Raw genomic sequence first — 18,571 nt, forward strand, 5'->3', positions numbered from 1 at the left:
TAGAGACATGATAACCCTAAGCTTATGTATGATAATAAAAGATGAAGAATTAGTTTTAGATAGATGTTTAAAAAGTATTTATGATGCAGTCGATGAGATAATAATAGTTGATACAGGGTCAACTGATAATAGCAAAAATATATGCAAAAACTATACAGAAAATATATATGATTATATATGGAATGATGACTTTTCAGCTGCTAGAAATTTTTCTTTTGAAAAAGCTACTAAAGATTATATACTATGGCTAGATGCTGATGAAATAATAGATGAAGAAAATAAAGAAAAACTTTTAAATTTAAAACAAGTTTTATCATTAGATATAGACGTAGTAACTATGCATACATGTATGAACATAGATGAATGTAATAATCCTCAAATAACTATGGTAAGAAATAGAATAGTGAAAAGAGAAGATAACTTTAAATGGATTGGATTTGTTCATGAATATATAGAAGCTAGTGGAAATGTCTATGATAGTGATATTTGTATAATACATGATAAAGTTAAACCTGTAAGTGATAGAAACTTAAAAATATACAAAAAGAAAGTAGAAGAAAAACAAGCATTTAGTGAGAGAGATTTATATTACTATGGAAAAGAATTATATTGTAATAAATACTATAATGAAGCGATAAAAGTTTTAGAAGAGTTTGTATCTAAGGGAACTTGGGAAGATGAAATAATTGATGCTCTTTGTAAAATTGGAGAATGCTATTTATGTAAAGATGATAAAGAAATAGCTAGAAAATATTTTTATAAAACCTTTGAATATGGTCCTCCACAAGGCGAAATACTTTATAAGATAGCATATTCTTTTCAAGATGAAGAAAAATACGACAGAGCAATAAGTTGGTATGAGATAATATTAAGTTTACCTATACCTGATGATTGTTGTCAGTGTAGACATATATGCTGCTTAAGGTTTAAGCCACATCTTAATTTATGTTATTGTTATTTTAAAGTTGGAGACCTAAACCAGGCTTATTATCATCATAAAAATTGTATGAAAATAAATCCAAATGATCCATGTGTTAAATACAATGAAAGTTGTTTTAAATTAATAATGAAAAATAATAAAGTCTAGACTAATATCTAGACTTTATTATTCTATCGAAAAAAATACCAACTTTATATAAATTCATGGCAAATGTTTTTACTAAGTAATTTATATATCCTAAAAATCCTTCATCACATTCTTCTGAATATAACTTTGTGACATCCATTCCAAATTGTAAGTTAATATTATTTATATAATTAAATTGAATACAAACCATATATAAAAAATAGATTATTGCCACCATAAACAATAAAAGTAAAATTAAACCTATTATCATAGATAAATCCCCTCCAATAAATAATCCCTTATATTTAAATTTTACTATAATTAGGACAAGATATCACCACACAAATACATATAAAATATTTGCTTAAACGACATTAACATACATGTAAATGTAATATTTATACAAAAAAATTATTATCTAAAATAATAATTAAATCAGTGTAAAAATATAAAAAATTTAATAGTTTTAGTAATATACTTGAGAAAGAATTAATAATTTTTTTAATATTTTTATATATTAGGAAACGGTAATATGAAAATTTTTAGGGGATAATATTTGAATATAAGAAAAATTGTCATTTAAAAATGCTTAACTGATAAGTAGTTCAATTTAAGGGAATTTTTTATGTGTTTAATAATAATAGAATAGTTATACTTATATCTTTAAATATATAGTATAGAGATATAAATGTAAATTATATAAATTATGATAAATTAAATATTATAATAAGATTTACAAATAATTAGATTAAAGGTTAGTATAGAGTTAATAAGAACTAAGAGGTGTAATATGAATAGATACAAAGATATTTTAACTACTAAAAAAGATCATTTAGAGGAAGAAAAAAACATAAGTGTAGAAGATAGAGTAGATAATTTAATAAAGTTAAAGACCATAAGAAAAAAACATGAAAATATTTTAAATATACAAAAAAAGTACTTAGAGGATAAAAAAACTATAAGCGTAGATGAAAGAATAAAAAACTTAAAAAAATTAAAAAATACAATAAAGAAATATGAAAATGATATAATAAAGGCATTAGAGTTAGATTTAGGAAAACATATCTTTGAATCTTATTCTAATGAAGTCGGATTTGTATATAGCAGCATTGACTACACTATAAAAAATATAAAAAAATGGACAAAAGTTAAAAGAGTTAAAAATGATTTAGCTCAACTTCCAGGGAAATCATATATTTATAAATGTCATTATGGAAGTGTTTTAATTATTGGTCCATATAATTATCCATTTCAACTACTTATAGAGCCTTTAGTAGGAGCTATAGCAGGCGGGAACACAGTTGTTCTGAAACCATCAGAATATACTATAAATCTTGAAAAAGTAATAATTAAAATGATAAAAGATGCGTTTAATGAAGAGTACATAGCTGTAGTTAGTGGAGATTATCAAGTAAACAGCGCATTACTAGATTTAGAATTTGATTATATATTTTTTACAGGAAGTGTAAATGTAGGGAAAATAGTAATGGAAAAAGCAAGTAAAAACTTAATACCAATAACCCTAGAATTAGGTGGTAAATCACCTGTAATAGTTGACAATAGTGCTAACTTAAAAATAAGTGCAAAAAGAATTATATGGGGAAAACTTATAAATGCAGGGCAAACTTGTGTAGCTCCAGACTATGTACTTGCACATGAAGACATATATGATGATTTAGTTAAAGAATTTATAAAAGTAATAAAAGAATTTTACGGTGAAGACATAAAAAACAATAAGGAATTTGGACGTATAGTAAATGATAAACATATGAACAGGTTAAAAAATATTCTTGAACATGATAAAAACAAGATAGTATATGGAGGAGAAATTGATTTTGAAAATAGATTTATATCTCCAACAATACTTAAAAATGTAGACTTAAATGATAAAGTTATGAGTGAAGAATTATTTGGACCAATACTTCCTGTTATAAAGTATAAGAATATGGAAGATATAAAGTACTATATATCTAAACATAAAAATCCACTAGCTTTATATGTTTTCTCTGAAAATAAAGCTTTTAGTGAAGATGTAATAACTAGATTTTCATTTGGTGGAGGATGTGTAAATGATACTATAAGCCATGTTGCATCTAATTACTTACCTTTTGGTGGAATAGGTTCATCTGGTATGGGTAGTTATCATGGAAAGAGTAGTTTTGATACATTTACTCATAGTAAAAGTATTGTTAAAAAGAGTACTAAATTAGATATTAAACTAGTGTTCCCACCATATAAAAATAGAATAAATACTATAAAGAAAGTTATGAAATAAAGTAAAAGTGCCTAAGTTAGAAATTAGGCACTTTTATTTTTGGCTATGTTAGCTTACTTTGTGATAAATAATTAAATTTGTGATATTATTATATTAATCAACTTTCGTAATTGTTATATATTATGATACATATAAATATTAATTTGTAAAATTAGGGGGAATAGGGTGAAAAAATTAATTTTAGGAGCATTAGTAGTAGTAACATTTACACTTACGGGATGTCAAATCATAGGATATAAAAATAATGATAGTGAAACAAATGTAACACAGAATATAATAACAAATAATTGGGTTATATATGAAGATTCAGGTGAAAATTATATTTTATTAAACACCAAGACAAATGAAAAAATAACAGATGTATATGATGAAGGTAATGAAAGATTTATTTCAGCACAGGAAGCAGTAGATGCTCTTAATAACAAATTTAATCGTTAAGTATATCAATACATTAAAATCTATTGTAAAGATTATCTACACCTATTTGGCAGACTTGAAATATAGTCTGCTTTTTTAAACAAGAAATAAAAAATAATTTTTAATTTTTTATGAACTTTTTTTAATTTTAGGTGTCTTAATAGTGTATAGTAAAATAGTAAGTTAGAAAATGGGACGAGGTGTTAAGCAGTTTTGGAGGAGAAAGAGCTTTTAGATAAAGCCAGGCAGGGAAATAAACATTGTTTAAATTTATTACTGCAAAATAATTATCAAATGCTCTATGGATTTTTAATAAAGTTGACAGGAGATAAAGATTTAGCAGAAGATTTAGTACAAGATACCTTGTTAAAAGCGTCTTTAAATATAACTAAGTTTAGAGGGGAGAGTAAATTTTCCAGTTATTTAATTAAAATTGGTATAAATACTCATAAGAATTATCTTAGGAAAAATAAAATAAGAACAGAACATGATGATTTTGAATTTAAAACTAGTTATGATATGGAAGATGATTTAATAAATCATATTAGGTTCAAAGAAGCTTTAAATCATTTGAATAACATCTCTTATGAAAAAAGAATCTTTTTTATTTTGAAACATTATTATGGTTACTCGATTGAAGAAATATCAGAAATACTTAAGGTATCCGAGGGTACTACAAAATCTAGAATACATAATACTATTAAAAAGTTAAGAGAATTATTAAGCTAAAAGGAGGTCGTAAATTGGATTATTTAAATGACGATAAATTAGAAGAAATGGGATATATAAAAGAAATAGATACTTTAGCTATAGTTGAAAAAGCATCTAAAATAACCGAAAAAAAAAGAAATAAACTACTAGTCATTAGTTTTACTTTAATGATAATTACTTCAGTTTTAGGTCAAGGTTTATTCGTGATTTTATTTGGAGGAAATAATTTAGTCAAACTGGGAATAAAAATATATATTTTCGTATTACTAGTAGTTTCATTAATTTTAATAGATAAGAGAGAGGAGAGTTTATGTTAATAGGTAGTAATCAGATTATAATGATATTTATTGTATTTTTCTTAATATTTTCTTTTGCAATTGGGCAAGTTGTGTGGATATATTTAGATAGTAAAAAAAGAGAAGATAAGTGGGGAATACTATGGTCTATATTGGCTATAACACCAATTTTTTTACCGATATTACTACCTTTACCGTTGATAGTTTATTTGTTAGTAACGAGAGCATTTTCAACAAAATGTCCTAATTGTAAAGTGAAAATATCTAGCAAATTTTCTTCTTGTCCAAGCTGTGGATGTAAGTTAAAAGAAAAGTGCAAATCTTGTGGAAGTCCATTGAAAGATGAGTGGAAATACTGTCCATATTGTAATGACAAAATAGAGGGAGAATAATTATGAAAATAATAAAAAACAATAAGGATGTTTTTGTAGGAGTGACTATAGTAGCAGCTTTAATTGCAATTATACCAACTACATTAATGTATATGTTTTCTAAAATGTCTATAGGTATTGAAGAAGGAGACAGTATTGAAGTAGTAGAAGAGAAGATTAATTCTTATTTTGATGATGGTTGGTTTGAAAAAGATATAGAAAAGGCCCTTAGAAAAAAGCCAAGTGGTGACTTTAATATATATACATATACTTCTGGCAGTGAGGAGTCTATGGAGATAGAAGAAAAGATGAATATAATTTGTCCACAGTTAATTGAAGTAAGTAGATTGGAATTAGGTAAAGAATATAACATAAAATTGTATTCAGACTTCTATGAAGGGGATAAAAAAGTAAGCACTGAAGAATTACTGTCAAAAGATATTTTTGGAACACCTAAGTTACAAATAATTTATAGTGATACTTTCATGGAAGGTAAAAGTAAAAGAGATATGACAATACACTTTGTTCAAAATAATAAAATACTTGAAAGTGTAAAATATTACTGCCCTACAAATTATAATGAAGCTGCATATACTCAAGATGCAGATTTAAATGTAAATGAAGATATTCCAATTATGGGATTTACAAGGGGAATAAAAGTAAATGGAAAATATAAAACTTACTCTGCTGACTTTCATAAAAATAAAGATAAAATAGAAAAATCTATTCAAAATAATTTAAGTAAAAATGAAAAAATGGTTATTTTAAGATTAGAAATATCTGATAGGGCTAAATCTGTCTAAAATAAATAAGATATATTTAAATTTGGAAAACTGAATTAGTGAATAATAGTTATAAATTGTGAATTAATAATAAAGATAAGGGGATTAAAAAAAATGATAAATGAAGAGGCTAATAAATCTTGGGCTATTAGAACATATACAGATGAGTTACTAAACTTTATTATATTTACTGGATGTATGTATAATTTAATTGATGATGAAAATTTTGATGAATCAAATACACCTTGGCCAACTAAACTATCAAATTCAGACTTTGAAAATTTACATATTAATAAGTTAAAATCACAGTGGAAACTATGGTTTAATGATGTTATAGAAGAAAGATGTAATAACATTAATCTTGATAAAATGTGTGTATTTGTTAATGAAATATATAATATAAATGATTTCTTAGAACTGGAATATACAGAGCTTAGAGAGTGTTGTAAAAAATCATATCCACATTTTATTGATTGGTGGGATATGCAAGCAGGAGGTAAAAGCGCTATTTCTTTTTATGAAATTATGGGTGGTAGTAAATTTTGTGATTATATCGAGGAATTAGAATGTAAATTAAATAAAAAAGCTAAGCCATTTAATCTTTATATAGATATAGTATATACAGGAGTGCCTAATGTATTAGATATAAATGATAAATATATTGTAGTAACTCCTAATGGCTATCTTAATTTAACCAAGGATTGGTGGATGAAAAAATTAATTAAATTAATATAATGATTACTTCGCAATATTATAATATATTATAAACAATTTATATAAAATAGATAAACAACCATACAAAATAATTTAAAACACTTTGGCATGGTTGTTTATCTATTTTTATTATCACAAATTAAGCTAACACAGTCTTATTTTATATACTTTATAATCTCATTTTTACATGAGGAATACCAACTTCATCATAAACATCTGATATTTCTTTAAACCCTAAAGATTTATATAAATCTTTTATGTAATATTGAGCTGATAAAGTTATATGTTCTTCATTAAGGTTATTAGTTATAAACTCAATAGAGTTCATCATTAATTTTTTAGCTAACCCATTTCTTCTATAATTTTTATTTACAAGTACTCTTCCAATAGAAGTATCTTCATAGCTACTATATTCTTTAGGTATTATCCTTGCGTATGATGTAATGATATTATTATCTAAAGAAAAGATATGATAACATTTTTTATCAATATCATCAAAATCATTTTCCTGGGTAATTTTTTGTTCACATGCAAAAACTTCATATCTAGCTTTAGCTATTTCAAAAAACTCATCTACACTCAAATCTTTAAAGTGCTTTACTATAAACATTTATTATCCTCCTTTTATACTTTTTATAAATTTTATTATAGCATTTTAAAATAAGAATATTAATATATTAAAAAGCAGATATACAAAATATAGTATAATTTAAAGTAGTTATAAAGATAATGAAGGGATAAAGTAGTTTAGATAGAATTTATACTTTTATATAAGACATACTATACATCAAATTAAACTACATGTAGCTAAATAAAATGAAAAAGCAGTAATGCTTTATGACAAAATAGACTTAAAGCTATAAAAGTAGAGAAGATTATATAATTCTAGTTTTTTATCAAAGCTATTTAATAGTTAGATTTCTAATTAGATTTTATTATAAAGAAATGATATAATTAATATTTATAAATATTAATTATTAAGATTTGGAGATGTTTAACTTGAATGATACTAAAAAAATGACAGAAGCTGCACTTATGTCGGCTTTATTTGTGGTAGGAACTATATTCTTTGTATCTACTGGACTTGGATACACATTTTATTTAGATTTTATAGTACCAATATTTTTTGTTGTAATATGCTTAAAATGCGATTTTAAATATAGCGTATTATCAGGGGTAACTTCACTTGTAATAGTAGGTTTAGTATTAGGTAATATTGGGACAGCTATTTGGGCAAGTCAAAGTGTTATTCTAGGAATAATATGTGGTGTTCTTTTGCAAAATAATACAACTATAATGGATGACTTAGTATATGGATCTATACTATCTGTACTTTTAATGGTATTTATAGATATATATGCTTCAAAGTTAATTGGTTATAGCTTTATGCAGGAATTTAAGGGGTATATAAAATTAGTAAATAATAAAGAAGTTGCAAATACAATTTATTACTTACTAATTGCAATGTTTCCATTTGGAATGATGTTTAGTGTATATTATTTAGGATTAATATTTAGCAATAAATTAAAAATATTAAAATCTAACGCTAAAAGAAAGTATAATATTATTAGAAATTTTAGAACATATTCTAGATTTATATCTTGTTCAAAAAAAGTATTTTATGGATGTTCATTATATTTATTAATTTATGAAATATTTAGATTTACTAATATAGAAATAAATAATACATACTTAATAACTATATTTACATGTGTTAGCTATTTATGTGCTTATTTTATAATTAGAGATGGATATACTGTAATTCAAAACTATATACTATCGAAATATCAAAAAGTATCTTATGCAAGATATATGTCATTAGTAACAATATTAATATTAGTATTAGCACTAAAAATAGCTATTTTATTTATAATATTATTTAATATTGTATTAGATAAAAGAATAGATATAAGAGTAAGGCAAAATTATATATTAGATAATTTAATGAATTAGCATTAGGTAAAGTTAAGAATTACAAGATAATAATATAACATTTGAAAAATTTTTACCAAAATAAATTATATTATAGGTTGACAAAATTATTACGTATTAATATAATGAAGTAAATATAATAATTATTTACAAATGCTATGAAAAGAATAAGTAAGATTAATGTAGTCTTTCAGAGAGTTTCCGGTTGGTGAAAGGAAATAGATAAGTTAATTTGAATACATCTTAGAGCAGTAATCCCGAAAGATAACGACTAGTAGGGATTAACGTATTGGCACACGTTATAGTGCTAAAGTATAACCAGGTTTTGGCGTACTTACTAAGGTCAATATTGTGAGATATTGATGAACTAAGGTGGTAACACGTAAGCAATGCTTTCGTCCTTTATATAGGGACGAGAGCTTTTTTTATATTAAAAATAATTATAAGGAGTGAATATCAATGACTATGACGGTATACGATGAATTAGTTGCCAGAGGACTAGTTGCTCAAGTAACTGATGAAGATGAATTAAAAGAACTTATAAATGCAGGTAAAGCAAAATTCTATATAGGATTTGATGCTACTGCAGATAGTTTACACGTTGGTCACTTCATGACTTTATGTTTAATGAAGAGATTACAAATGGCAGGAAATAAGCCTATAGCACTTGTTGGTGGAGGAACAACTATGATAGGTGACCCATCAGGAAGAACAGATATGAGACAAATGATGACTCCAGAGCAAATAAATCATAACTGTGAATGTTTCAAAAAGCAAATGAGTAAATTTATAGATTTTGGAGAAGATAAAGCTTTATTAGTTAACAATGCTGATTGGTTATTAGACTTAAACTATGTTGACTTATTAAGAGAAGTAGGAGCTCAATTTAGTGTTAACAGAATGCTTACTGCTGAATGTTATAAAAATAGAATGGAAAGAGGACTTAGCTTCTTAGAATTCAACTACATGATAATGCAAGCTTACGATTTCTATCATTTATATGAAAAATACGGATGCCAAATGCAATTAGGTGGAAATGACCAATGGAGTAACATGCTTGCTGGTACTGATTTAATAAGACGTAAATTAGGTGAAAATGCATATGCAATGACTATAACTTTACTTCTTAACTCAGAAGGAAACAAAATGGGTAAAACTGCAAATGGTGCAGTATGGTTAGATCCAAACAAAACATCTCCATTTGAATTCTACCAATACTGGAGAAATGTTGCTGATGCTGATGTATTCAAATGTATGCGTATGTTAACATTCTTATCACTTGAAGAAATAGAAGAAATAGAAAAGTGGGAAGGAAACAGAATAAACGAAGCTAAAGAAGTATTAGCATTTGAATTAACTAAACTTGTTCATAGTGAAGAAGAAGCTATAAAAGCACAAGAAAGTTCAAGAGCTTTATTCTCAGGAGCAGCTCATGCTGATATGCCTACAACTGAAATAGAAGAAGCAGACTTAACTGATGGAGTTATAGATTTAATATCTTTATTAGTTAAAGCAGAACTTGCACCAACTAGATCTGAAGCTAGAAGAAACATAGAACAAGGTGGAGTAACTGTAGACGGAGAAAAGGTATCTGATGTAAAAGCTACATTTATTAAAGATGCTTTAGCTGGTGACGGTATGGTTATAAAACGTGGAAAGAAAAAATTCAAGAAAGTAGTTTTAAAATAATCTTATTATACGTAAAAATCCCTAGAATCAAAACTCTAGGGATTTTTACGTATAATAAGATTAAAATATAAAAGCTATATGATATATAAACAATAATTATATCAATAGTTAAACATTAAATGAATCATCAACTCTTAACCTAAGTTCTTTAGGTGTAACTTTATACTTTTCCTTAAAACTTCTTATAAAATAAGATACATTTGAAAATCCTACATCAAAAGAAATTTGAGTAACAGGCAAATCTGTATTTTTAAGTAAATTATATGCTTTTTCTAGTCTATAATTTTTTATAAATTGAATACATGTTTTACCTGTGTATTTCTTAAAAAATCTCATAAAATGATATTCATTATAGTGACAAATATTAGCTAATGTAGTTATATTTATATCATTTCTATAGTTATTTTCTATATATTTTATAACATCTTTTATTTTAAAAACTTTACTGTCATCTGATAATATAGAATCTTTCTTTATTACTAAGTTTTCTCTAAATATATTAGCAAAAAAACTAAACATTAAAGCTTTAATTTCTAGTTCAAAACCATAATATTTATGATTATAAACTTCAATAATTTTTAGAAATATTTCCTTTAAATTATTATAAATACTAAAATTTTCATTTATTACTGTTGGAAGTTTAAACTTTTTATTTACAATAGGTGTTATAAAGTTAACTGATGAGCTATCAAGTATAGAGCTATTTAGTTGAGAAATATCAAATACTAAGCTTGTAAATTCACTATATACATTTTCTTTAGCAATTAAGTAATGAAGTTCCTCACAATTTATAATAACTATATCACCACATTTACAGGTATAAAAATCAGAATTAATTTGTAAATTAAATTCACCTGTGTTTACTAGTATTATTTCGATTTCTTTATGCCAATGGGCAGATATTGAATATTCTTTATCCCCTAAATCAACATCATAAATGCCAAGAGGCAATAAAAAGTTACCATGTTTTCTTTTCTCCTCAAGTTTATCGTTTACCATAATAATCCCCTTAAAGTCAGTTTTGTGTTATTAATTATCAATATATTTATAGAATTTAATGCTTTTACTTTATTATAATAGCATTATAGATATATTACAATTAAATAAAAATTAGGGGGAAAAATATGTTAGAGAAAAAATGGTGGCATAGCTCAGTAGTTTATCAAATTTATCCAAGAAGTTTTTGTGATAGTAACAATGATGGTATAGGGGATTTAAAAGGAATAATATCGAAACTTGATTATTTAAAAGAACTAGGGATAGATGTAATATGGTTATCGCCAGTATACAAATCTCCAAATGATGACAATGGATATGATATAAGTGATTATAGAGATATAATGGATGAGTTTGGTACTATGGAAGATATGGATAATTTATTAAAAGAAGCTAATGATAGAGGAATAAAGATATTAATGGACTTAGTATTAAATCATACTTCAGATGAACATAAGTGGTTTATAGAAGCTAAGAACAATCCAAATAGTAAATACAGAGACTATTATGTATTTAGAAAGCCAGTAAATGGCAAAGAACCAAATGAAATGAAATCAACATTTAGTGGAAGTGCATGGGAATTAGATAAAGATAGTAATGAATACTATTTACATTTATTTTCTAAAAAACAACCAGATTTAAATTGGGAAAACAAAGAAGTTAGAAATGAGCTATATGATATGATAAACTTCTGGATAGACAAAGGAGTAGGTGGATTTAGATTAGATGTTATAGATTTAGTAGGAAAAGAACCTGATAAGTTAATAACTGCTAATGGACCAAAGCTTCATGAATACATAAATGAAATGAATGTAAATACCTTTGGAAAAAAAGACTTATTAACAGTAGGAGAAACTTGGGGTGCTACTCCAGAAATAGCTAAATTATATAGCAACCCGATAAGAAATGAACTTAGTATGGTATTCCAATTTGAACACATATCTTTAGATGAAATACCAGGTAAAACTAAGTGGGATTTAGCTCCTCTTAATTTTATAAAATTAAAAGAAGTATTTAATAAGTGGCAAACTGAATTGGATAATGAAGGATGGAATAGTTTATTTTGGAATAATCATGACCTGCCAAGAATAGTTTCAAGATGGGGAAATGATAGCAAAGAATACAGAGAGTTAAGTGCTAAAATGTTAGCAACAGTACTACATATGCAAAAGGGAACTCCTTATATATATCAAGGTGAAGAAATAGGAATGACTAATGTAGTATTTGATAGTATTAATGAATACAATGATATAGAACTTTTAAACATGTACAAAGAGCGTATAAGTGAAGGTTATAAAGAAGAAGATATAATGAAATCTATATATGCTAAGGGAAGAGATAACGCAAGAACACCTATGCAATGGGATGATAGCTTAAATGGTGGATTTAGTAAAGTAAAACCATGGTTAAAAGTTAATCCAAATTATGTAGATATAAATGTTAAGAATAATTTAGAAGATGAAAACTCAATATTTAATCATTATAAGAAACTTATAAAAATAAGAAAGAATGAAGATGTAGTTGTATATGGTGATTTTAAATTATTCTATAAAGATCATAACTCAATATTTTCATATATAAGAGAATTAAATGATGAAAAAATATTAGTAGTAGCTAACTTCTATGATAAAGACGAAGAATTCGTATTAGATAAGTCTATAAAGTATGAAAGTTGTGAAATTTTATTAAGTAACTATAAGGATTCAAGCGAAAATATAGAGAAAATAAACTTAAGACCTTATGAAGCTATAATATATAAATTAAAATAGATATAATAAGGGGAATAAATATCATGACAGAAAAAGAAAAAATGATAATGGGTGAATTATATTTAGCTTTTGGTGAAGAATTAACTAATGAAAGACAGCATGCTAAGGAAGTTTTATATGAGTATAATATGCTTAAGCCAAATGAAATAGAAAAAAGAGATAACTTATTAAGAGGTTTATTTGGATCAGTTGGAGAAAAATTTTATATAGAGCCACCTTTTAGATGCGATTATGGATATAACATACACTGGGGTGAAAATTCTTATGCAAACTATAATTTAACAGTACTTGATTGTGCTAAGGTAGTTATAGGTGATGATGTATTAATAGGTCCTAATGTAAATATATTTACAGCAGCTCATCCTATATCACCATCTCAAAGAAAGTTAGGTCTTGAATTTGCTAAAGATATAGAAATAGGAGATGGTTCTTGGATAGGTGGGGCAACTACAATAAATCCTGGTGTTAAAATAGGTAAAAATGTTGTTATAGGTTCAGGCAGTGTTGTAACTAAGGATATACCTGATAATACTATTGCGGTTGGAAATCCATGTAGGGTTATAAAAACTATAGATAAAGAGTAAAATAAATCAAATTGATAAAAGTATAGAATATTATTTTAATATAGATAACTTAGTAGTAGTGGATATATAATTAGATAAAGTAAAAAAGATGGTTATTAATAACCATCTTTTTTAGTAAGTATTTAGTGATATGTATACCACTAAAGTTAATTAAATTATTATAGCCAACTTTTTAATAAGAAACTTGCAATATTTTCATAAGGAATAGTTTCAGACTTTAGAAGACCTTGAACAACAAGACCATCCACTACAGATACTAATAAAAATGAAAGTGCTTCAGCATCCTTATTATCTTTAACAGTCTTAGAAATTTCTTGTTTTAAAGTGTTTCTCCATTCAAAATATTTAACTTTAATTGACTCCTTCAGAGTATCATTTTCCGTTATAGCTTCACATAAAAGGTACATATGTATTCTTCCTCTACCTTCTATAGAAGATATTTTTTCCATTATTAAATTTACCATATTAACAGAAAAATCATCAGTTCCTATGCCATGAACACAATCTAGTACTGCCTTTGTTATAACTTCTAAATGCATGTCTGCAATAGCGCATATTAAATCATTTTTTGAAGAATAGTGATAATATAATGTACCTTTACTTATATTTGATGCTTTAGCTATATCAGCTAAAGAAGTATTCTTTACCCCTTGTTTTATTATCAAATCTGTAGCTGCTGATAAAATTGTTTCTTTCATATTATTTTGTTTCATACAAATACCATCCTAGAATTTCGCATTTTACTAAATAAATTATAAATATAGTAAATATTATTGTCAATTAATTATATACATTATATTTAATATAAGAAAATGGATATTTTCATATTAAAAATCTACTAAAAGTAAATAAACTATACATAGAATTAATACAATCAATTTAATTATTGACTTTAGCGTAAATTGAGTATACAATAAAAATAAATAACAGTCAACTGGCCGACTGAAAATATTTGATTATATTAAATGGAGTGAGATATATGAAAAAGATTAGAATAGTAACAGATAGCTCTTGTGATTTAAATAAGGATATAGTTGAAAAATATAATATAGAAATAGTACCTCTTAATGTAGCTTTTGGAGATGATATGTATGTAGATGGGGAGATAGAAAAAGATGAATTTTACAAAATGATGGCTAATTCACCAGTTCTTCCAAAGACATCTTGTCCTTCTCCAGAAAGATTTATGAGAAGCTATGAAGGTGAAGCAGATGAGATATTAGTGATAACTTTAGCTTCAAAGTTATCAGGAACATATTCAACAGCAGTTCTTGCTAAAAATATGTTTGAGGAAGAATATCCAAACAAAAAAGTTACAGTTATAGATACTGAAACAGGTTCTATAGGTCAAGGACTTTTAATAGTTAAAGCAGCACAATTAGCAGAAGAAGGAAAAAGTTTAGATGAGATAGTAAATATTATAGAATCTATAAAGAAAGATGTAGTATTTTATGGTTCATTAGAAACTTTAGAAAATGCTATAAAAGGTGGAAGAATAAATGCTTTAGCTGGTAAGCTTATAAATGCTTTAAACTTCAAAGTTATAGTGAAAATAGGAAATGGTGAAGTTAAGCCTTGTGATAAGGCTAGAGGAGATAACAATTCAATGAAAAAAGTAGTTGAAAATGTATGTGATTCAATACAAGAAGGAGAAGTTAAGTCATTAGCTATAGCACATGCAAATTGTTTAGATAAAGCTCTTAAAGTAAAAGAAATGATGCTTAAAAATCATGACTTTGAAAGTGTTATGATATCCGATCTAGGATCAGTTATGGGTACATATACATCAAAAGGAGCAATATTAATAAGTGTATTATAAAAAAGGTTAGCACTTGCTAACCTTTTTTATAATACTATTAGTCTCACCATAGGTTTATAAACATAAACTTCATTTACTTTTATAAATATAATAATATTATGCTATGTATAATTATTTTTAAAAGTTTAATTTTTATAATAATATAAATAAACTTGTTTAATATATTAAATAATAAATAATATACTTTATGAAATATACAATAAAAATATATATTAATAGAATGAATTTTAATAGAAATTATTAATTGTAATCTCACATTTAATATGATAATATCATATTATCTAGTAATAAAAAAGGAGGTAAAAAGTTAGTATGGAATCTGATTCGCATAGGCATTCAAATCAACCAATATTAATATTTTTACTAACAATTCAAAAGAAAATAGTTTCAATCCTATCAATAATACTTAGACCATTTTTAAAAATTATTACATTTATTAAATCTAATATATTAAAAAAAGAAAATGGTAAAGTATCTGAAGAGTATATAAAGTCTTTAATATGTAAATCCGAAGAAGAAGGAATAATTCAGACTTATGAAAAAAATATGATAGAAAGTATTTTTAAATTTAATGATACAAAGTCAAAAGATATTATGACTTCTAGAAAAGATACTTTTTCAATAAACATAGATGATGATATTGAAGAAAATATAGATAAACTTTTAAACTCTAACTATTCAAGAATACCTGTATATAAAGATAATATCGATAATATAATAGGAATAGTTCATGTTAGAGATATACTTATACAGGCAAAAGATAGAGGGTTTGAAAATATTAACTTAGAAGAAATAATGCATAAACCATATTTTGTTCCAACAAGTGAAAAAACTAATGAATTATTTAAAATTTTACAGAACAACAAAATACACATGGCTATACTTATTGATGAATATGGTGGATTTTGTGGTATAGTTACAATGGAAGATTTAGTAGAAGAAATTGTTGGTGATATTGAAGATGAGTATGACAAAGAAAATAATAATATTCTAAAAATTAATGAAAGAATATTTATAGTTGATTGTAGTATAGAGCTTGATGAATTTAATGAAGCCTTTAATTTAGAATTAGAAGAAGGTGAATATAATACTTTAAATGGTTATATAATAAACCAATTAGGGGAAATACCAAAATCTAATGAAAAAGTAGAAATAAAAGTAGAGAATGTTAATATAGAAGTTGTAAAAGTTAGTAATAAAAAAATTGAAAAAGTAAAAGTAAGTTATATTAATTAACTTAACTAAAAAGAGCATGCTGGCTAAATATAAGTAAGTATGCTCTTTTATTTTAAAATAAAAACTATAAACACTTTTATTATACTTTAAAACTTAATGTAAAAAACATAAAAATATAGTGAATATTTTTAATTTAGATGGACTTTAGTCAAGATAAATCTGATACACTGTATTTAGGAAGAATTTTTTATTAAAGGGGGGAACTTTGTGAAAAAATATATTGGAGAAATAGGATTATTTTTAACAACAATTGTATGGGGGATGGGGTTTGTAGGAACAAAGCTTTCCTTAGATGGAGGATTAACACCACTTCAACTAATAACAATTAGATTTTTAATAGCATCTATTTTTATAAATTTAATATTTTATAAGCGAATAAAAGAAAATATAAGTAAAGAAGCTATTAAATGTGGAGCGATACTTGGAGCATTTTTATTTATAGCTTTTGTAGTTCAAACAATAGGACTTGTATATACTACTCCGTCTAAAAATGCATTTTTAACAGCTGTAAATGTAGTTATTGTTCCATTTATAGGATTCTTTATATATAGAAGGAAATTAGATAGAATAGGTGTAATAAGTAGTTTACTTACATTAATAGGCATTGGTATACTTTCTTTAGAGAAAGATTTATCTATTAATATAGGAGACTTTTTAACTATAATATGTGCTTTTGGATATGCACTACATATATTCTTTACAGGTGAGTTTACTAAAAAGCATGATCCAATAGTATTAACTGGAGTTCAATTTACAGTAACTTTTGTACTTTCTTTGATAGTTCAAATTTTACTTGGAGAAGGTAGTTTAAATGCAAATATTAAAGGATATATTGGAGCTTTATATCTTGGAGTATTTAGTACAACTTTAGCATTCTTAGTTCAAACAATATGCCAAAAAAGAGTGGGTGGAATAAAAACAGCGATAATACTTTCTACAGAAGCAGTATTTGGAACTTTGTTTTCTATAATATTATTACATGAAGTTGTAACGGGTAGAATGATTATAGGAAGTATGATAATATTTACTTCTATTATAATGTCTGAAATAAAGTTATCTTTCTTAAAAGGGAAGAAGTTAAATTTAGAACCAGTTAATATAGAAGTTATAGAGGAATAGTTATAAATATGCAAATATAGAATATATAGTGCATTTTGAAATGATTTAGTAGATCTTTTAGATACTAATAAGATTATTTTAAGGTGCACTTTTATATATTAGCATATTCTAAAATATGAAATTTGTGGGTAATAGATATAATTCTACAGAACGTTTAAATATAATAAAAATATATTTGAGTAAATTATAGAATTTAAACTGTAAAAGTATTTAATAATAATAGATTACAAAAGATAATAATTTTCGTTTACATAAAGTTACATATTTGATACTATATAAATAGTTAGACATCTAATGATTAGAGGTCTAATTAATTTAAAATGGAGAGTATAATATGTTAAAAAAAAATATAAGAACAAATACACTACATGGTAGTTTAATAAGATTAAATAAAATTCATAGAAAAATGGCGAAAAGAGAATTTCAAAAAGTAGATTTAACAGAAGGAAAACCAAGATTACTAGACTTTATTATTAGCAATCCTGGTTGTAGCCAAAGAGAAATTGCATCTTGTTGTAAAATAGAGCCAGCTACAGCTACGAGTATACTATCATCTATGGAAAAAGAAGAACTTATATATAGAGAAAGAAATACAAAGGATAAAAGAATATTAAATGTATTTTTAACTGAAAAAGGAATAGAAGCCCAAAAAAAAGTTGAAAAAGTATTTTTAGAATTAGATGAAATTTGCTTTGATGGATTTTCAGAAAAAGAAAGAATTGACACTATAAATACTTTAAATAGATTATATGAAAACTTAGCAAAAAAGAAAAAAGAATAATTTTAAATTAAATA

20 protein-coding genes and 1 other annotated feature are annotated in these 18,571 nt (G+C 25.2%); of the genes, 16 read left to right on the forward strand and 4 right to left on the reverse strand.

Annotated features, from left to right (window positions below):
• Positions 1-7 precede the first annotated feature (7 nt).
• On the forward strand, positions 8-1,087 hold the full coding sequence (locus BN7997_RS07010) for a glycosyltransferase (RefSeq protein WP_071120119.1): 1,080 nt from the start codon (positions 8-10) through the stop codon (positions 1,085-1,087).
• A gap of 1 nt (position 1,088) precedes the next feature.
• On the opposite strand, the gene BN7997_RS07015 is transcribed toward BN7997_RS07010, so the two are convergent.
• Complete coding sequence (locus BN7997_RS07015; protein WP_071120120.1) at positions 1,089-1,337, reverse strand: hypothetical protein; 249 nt, start codon at positions 1,335-1,337, stop codon at positions 1,089-1,091.
• Between the two features lie 519 nt (positions 1,338-1,856).
• Here BN7997_RS07015 and BN7997_RS07020 point away from each other — a divergent pair.
• The 7 genes from BN7997_RS07020 (at position 1,857) to BN7997_RS07050 (ending at position 6,653) form a co-directional block, all read left to right on the forward strand.
• Positions 1,857-3,341 (forward strand): aldehyde dehydrogenase, encoded by a 1,485-nt coding sequence (locus BN7997_RS07020; RefSeq protein ID WP_083335032.1) that lies wholly within the window; start codon positions 1,857-1,859, stop codon positions 3,339-3,341.
• Positions 3,342-3,506: 165 nt separating this feature from the next.
• Positions 3,507-3,779, forward strand: coding sequence for a hypothetical protein (locus tag BN7997_RS07025; protein WP_071120121.1), 273 nt, complete (start codon positions 3,507-3,509; stop codon positions 3,777-3,779).
• Positions 3,780-3,971: 192 nt separating this feature from the next.
• The gene (locus tag BN7997_RS07030) at positions 3,972-4,487 is read left to right on the forward strand and encodes a sigma-70 family RNA polymerase sigma factor (RefSeq protein ID WP_071120122.1); all 516 of its coding nucleotides are present in this window, start codon (positions 3,972-3,974) and stop codon (positions 4,485-4,487) included.
• 14 nt (positions 4,488-4,501) lie between these two features.
• A complete protein-coding gene (locus BN7997_RS07035; protein WP_071120123.1) occupies positions 4,502-4,786 on the forward strand; it encodes a hypothetical protein in 285 nt (94 codons plus the stop codon).
• Entirely contained in the window at positions 4,780-5,157 is a 378-nt protein-coding gene (locus tag BN7997_RS07040) for a zinc ribbon domain-containing protein (RefSeq protein WP_071120124.1), read from the forward strand. The genes BN7997_RS07035 and BN7997_RS07040 overlap by 7 nt, the downstream gene beginning before the upstream one ends.
• Positions 5,158-5,159: 2 nt before the next feature.
• Entirely contained in the window at positions 5,160-5,939 is a 780-nt protein-coding gene (locus tag BN7997_RS07045; protein WP_071120125.1) for a hypothetical protein, read from the forward strand.
• A gap of 93 nt (positions 5,940-6,032) precedes the next feature.
• Positions 6,033-6,653 carry a hypothetical protein gene (locus BN7997_RS07050; RefSeq protein WP_083335033.1) on the forward strand — a complete coding sequence of 207 codons (621 nt, stop codon included), beginning with the start codon at positions 6,033-6,035 and terminating at the stop codon, positions 6,651-6,653.
• A 148-nt stretch (positions 6,654-6,801) separates the two neighbouring features.
• Here BN7997_RS07050 and BN7997_RS07055 read toward each other — a convergent pair whose 3' ends face one another.
• Positions 6,802-7,242, reverse strand: a complete 441-nt coding sequence (locus BN7997_RS07055; RefSeq protein ID WP_071120126.1) for a GNAT family N-acetyltransferase — start codon at positions 7,240-7,242, stop codon at positions 6,802-6,804.
• Positions 7,243-7,622: 380 nt separating this feature from the next.
• Between BN7997_RS07055 and BN7997_RS07060 the strand changes: the two genes are divergently transcribed.
• Together BN7997_RS07060 and tyrS are read left to right on the forward strand one after the other, a co-directional pair.
• Positions 7,623-8,585 carry a DUF2232 domain-containing protein gene (locus tag BN7997_RS07060; protein WP_242873396.1) on the forward strand — a complete coding sequence of 321 codons (963 nt, stop codon included), beginning with the start codon at positions 7,623-7,625 and terminating at the stop codon, positions 8,583-8,585.
• A gap of 128 nt (positions 8,586-8,713) precedes the next feature.
• Positions 8,714-8,970 (forward strand) — a binding site (T-box leader).
• Positions 8,971-9,029: 59 nt separating this feature from the next.
• On the forward strand, positions 9,030-10,253 hold the full coding sequence (gene tyrS, locus BN7997_RS07065; RefSeq protein ID WP_071121388.1) for a tyrosine--tRNA ligase: 1,224 nt from the start codon (positions 9,030-9,032) through the stop codon (positions 10,251-10,253).
• Positions 10,254-10,361: 108 nt separating this feature from the next.
• Here the strand turns inward: tyrS and BN7997_RS07070 are convergent, their stop codons facing one another.
• Positions 10,362-11,252 carry an AraC family transcriptional regulator gene (locus BN7997_RS07070; RefSeq protein WP_071120128.1) on the reverse strand — a complete coding sequence of 297 codons (891 nt, stop codon included), beginning with the start codon at positions 11,250-11,252 and terminating at the stop codon, positions 10,362-10,364.
• 125 nt (positions 11,253-11,377) lie between these two features.
• On the opposite strand from BN7997_RS07070, the gene BN7997_RS07075 reads away from it, so the two are divergent.
• Positions 11,378-13,018: a glycoside hydrolase family 13 protein gene (locus BN7997_RS07075; protein WP_071120129.1), complete on the forward strand. Its 1,641-nt coding sequence runs from the start codon at positions 11,378-11,380 to the stop codon at positions 13,016-13,018.
• A gap of 23 nt (positions 13,019-13,041) precedes the next feature.
• Positions 13,042-13,602, forward strand: coding sequence for a sugar O-acetyltransferase (locus BN7997_RS07080; protein ID WP_071120130.1), 561 nt, complete (start codon positions 13,042-13,044; stop codon positions 13,600-13,602).
• Between the two features lie 158 nt (positions 13,603-13,760).
• Here BN7997_RS07080 and BN7997_RS07085 read toward each other — a convergent pair whose 3' ends face one another.
• On the reverse strand, positions 13,761-14,315 hold the full coding sequence (locus BN7997_RS07085; RefSeq protein ID WP_071120131.1) for a TetR/AcrR family transcriptional regulator: 555 nt from the start codon (positions 14,313-14,315) through the stop codon (positions 13,761-13,763).
• A gap of 266 nt (positions 14,316-14,581) precedes the next feature.
• Here BN7997_RS07085 and BN7997_RS07090 point away from each other — a divergent pair, with 266 nt between their 5' ends.
• The 4 genes from BN7997_RS07090 to BN7997_RS07105 all read left to right on the forward strand — a co-directional run bounded on the left by BN7997_RS07090 (position 14,582) and on the right by BN7997_RS07105 (position 18,557).
• Positions 14,582-15,421: a DegV family protein gene (locus tag BN7997_RS07090; protein WP_071120132.1), complete on the forward strand. Its 840-nt coding sequence runs from the start codon at positions 14,582-14,584 to the stop codon at positions 15,419-15,421.
• Positions 15,422-15,733: 312 nt separating this feature from the next.
• The gene (locus BN7997_RS07095) at positions 15,734-16,657 is read left to right on the forward strand and encodes a hemolysin family protein (RefSeq protein ID WP_071120133.1); all 924 of its coding nucleotides are present in this window, start codon (positions 15,734-15,736) and stop codon (positions 16,655-16,657) included.
• Between the two features lie 207 nt (positions 16,658-16,864).
• Positions 16,865-17,776, forward strand: a complete 912-nt coding sequence (locus BN7997_RS07100; protein WP_071120134.1) for a DMT family transporter — start codon at positions 16,865-16,867, stop codon at positions 17,774-17,776.
• Positions 17,777-18,110: 334 nt separating this feature from the next.
• Positions 18,111-18,557, forward strand: a complete 447-nt coding sequence (locus BN7997_RS07105) for a MarR family winged helix-turn-helix transcriptional regulator (RefSeq protein WP_071120135.1) — start codon at positions 18,111-18,113, stop codon at positions 18,555-18,557.
• Positions 18,558-18,571 lie beyond the last annotated feature (14 nt).

The sequence above is a fragment of the Romboutsia timonensis genome (assembly GCF_900106845.1).
Classification (GTDB): Bacteria; Bacillota; Clostridia; order Peptostreptococcales; family Peptostreptococcaceae; genus Romboutsia; species Romboutsia timonensis.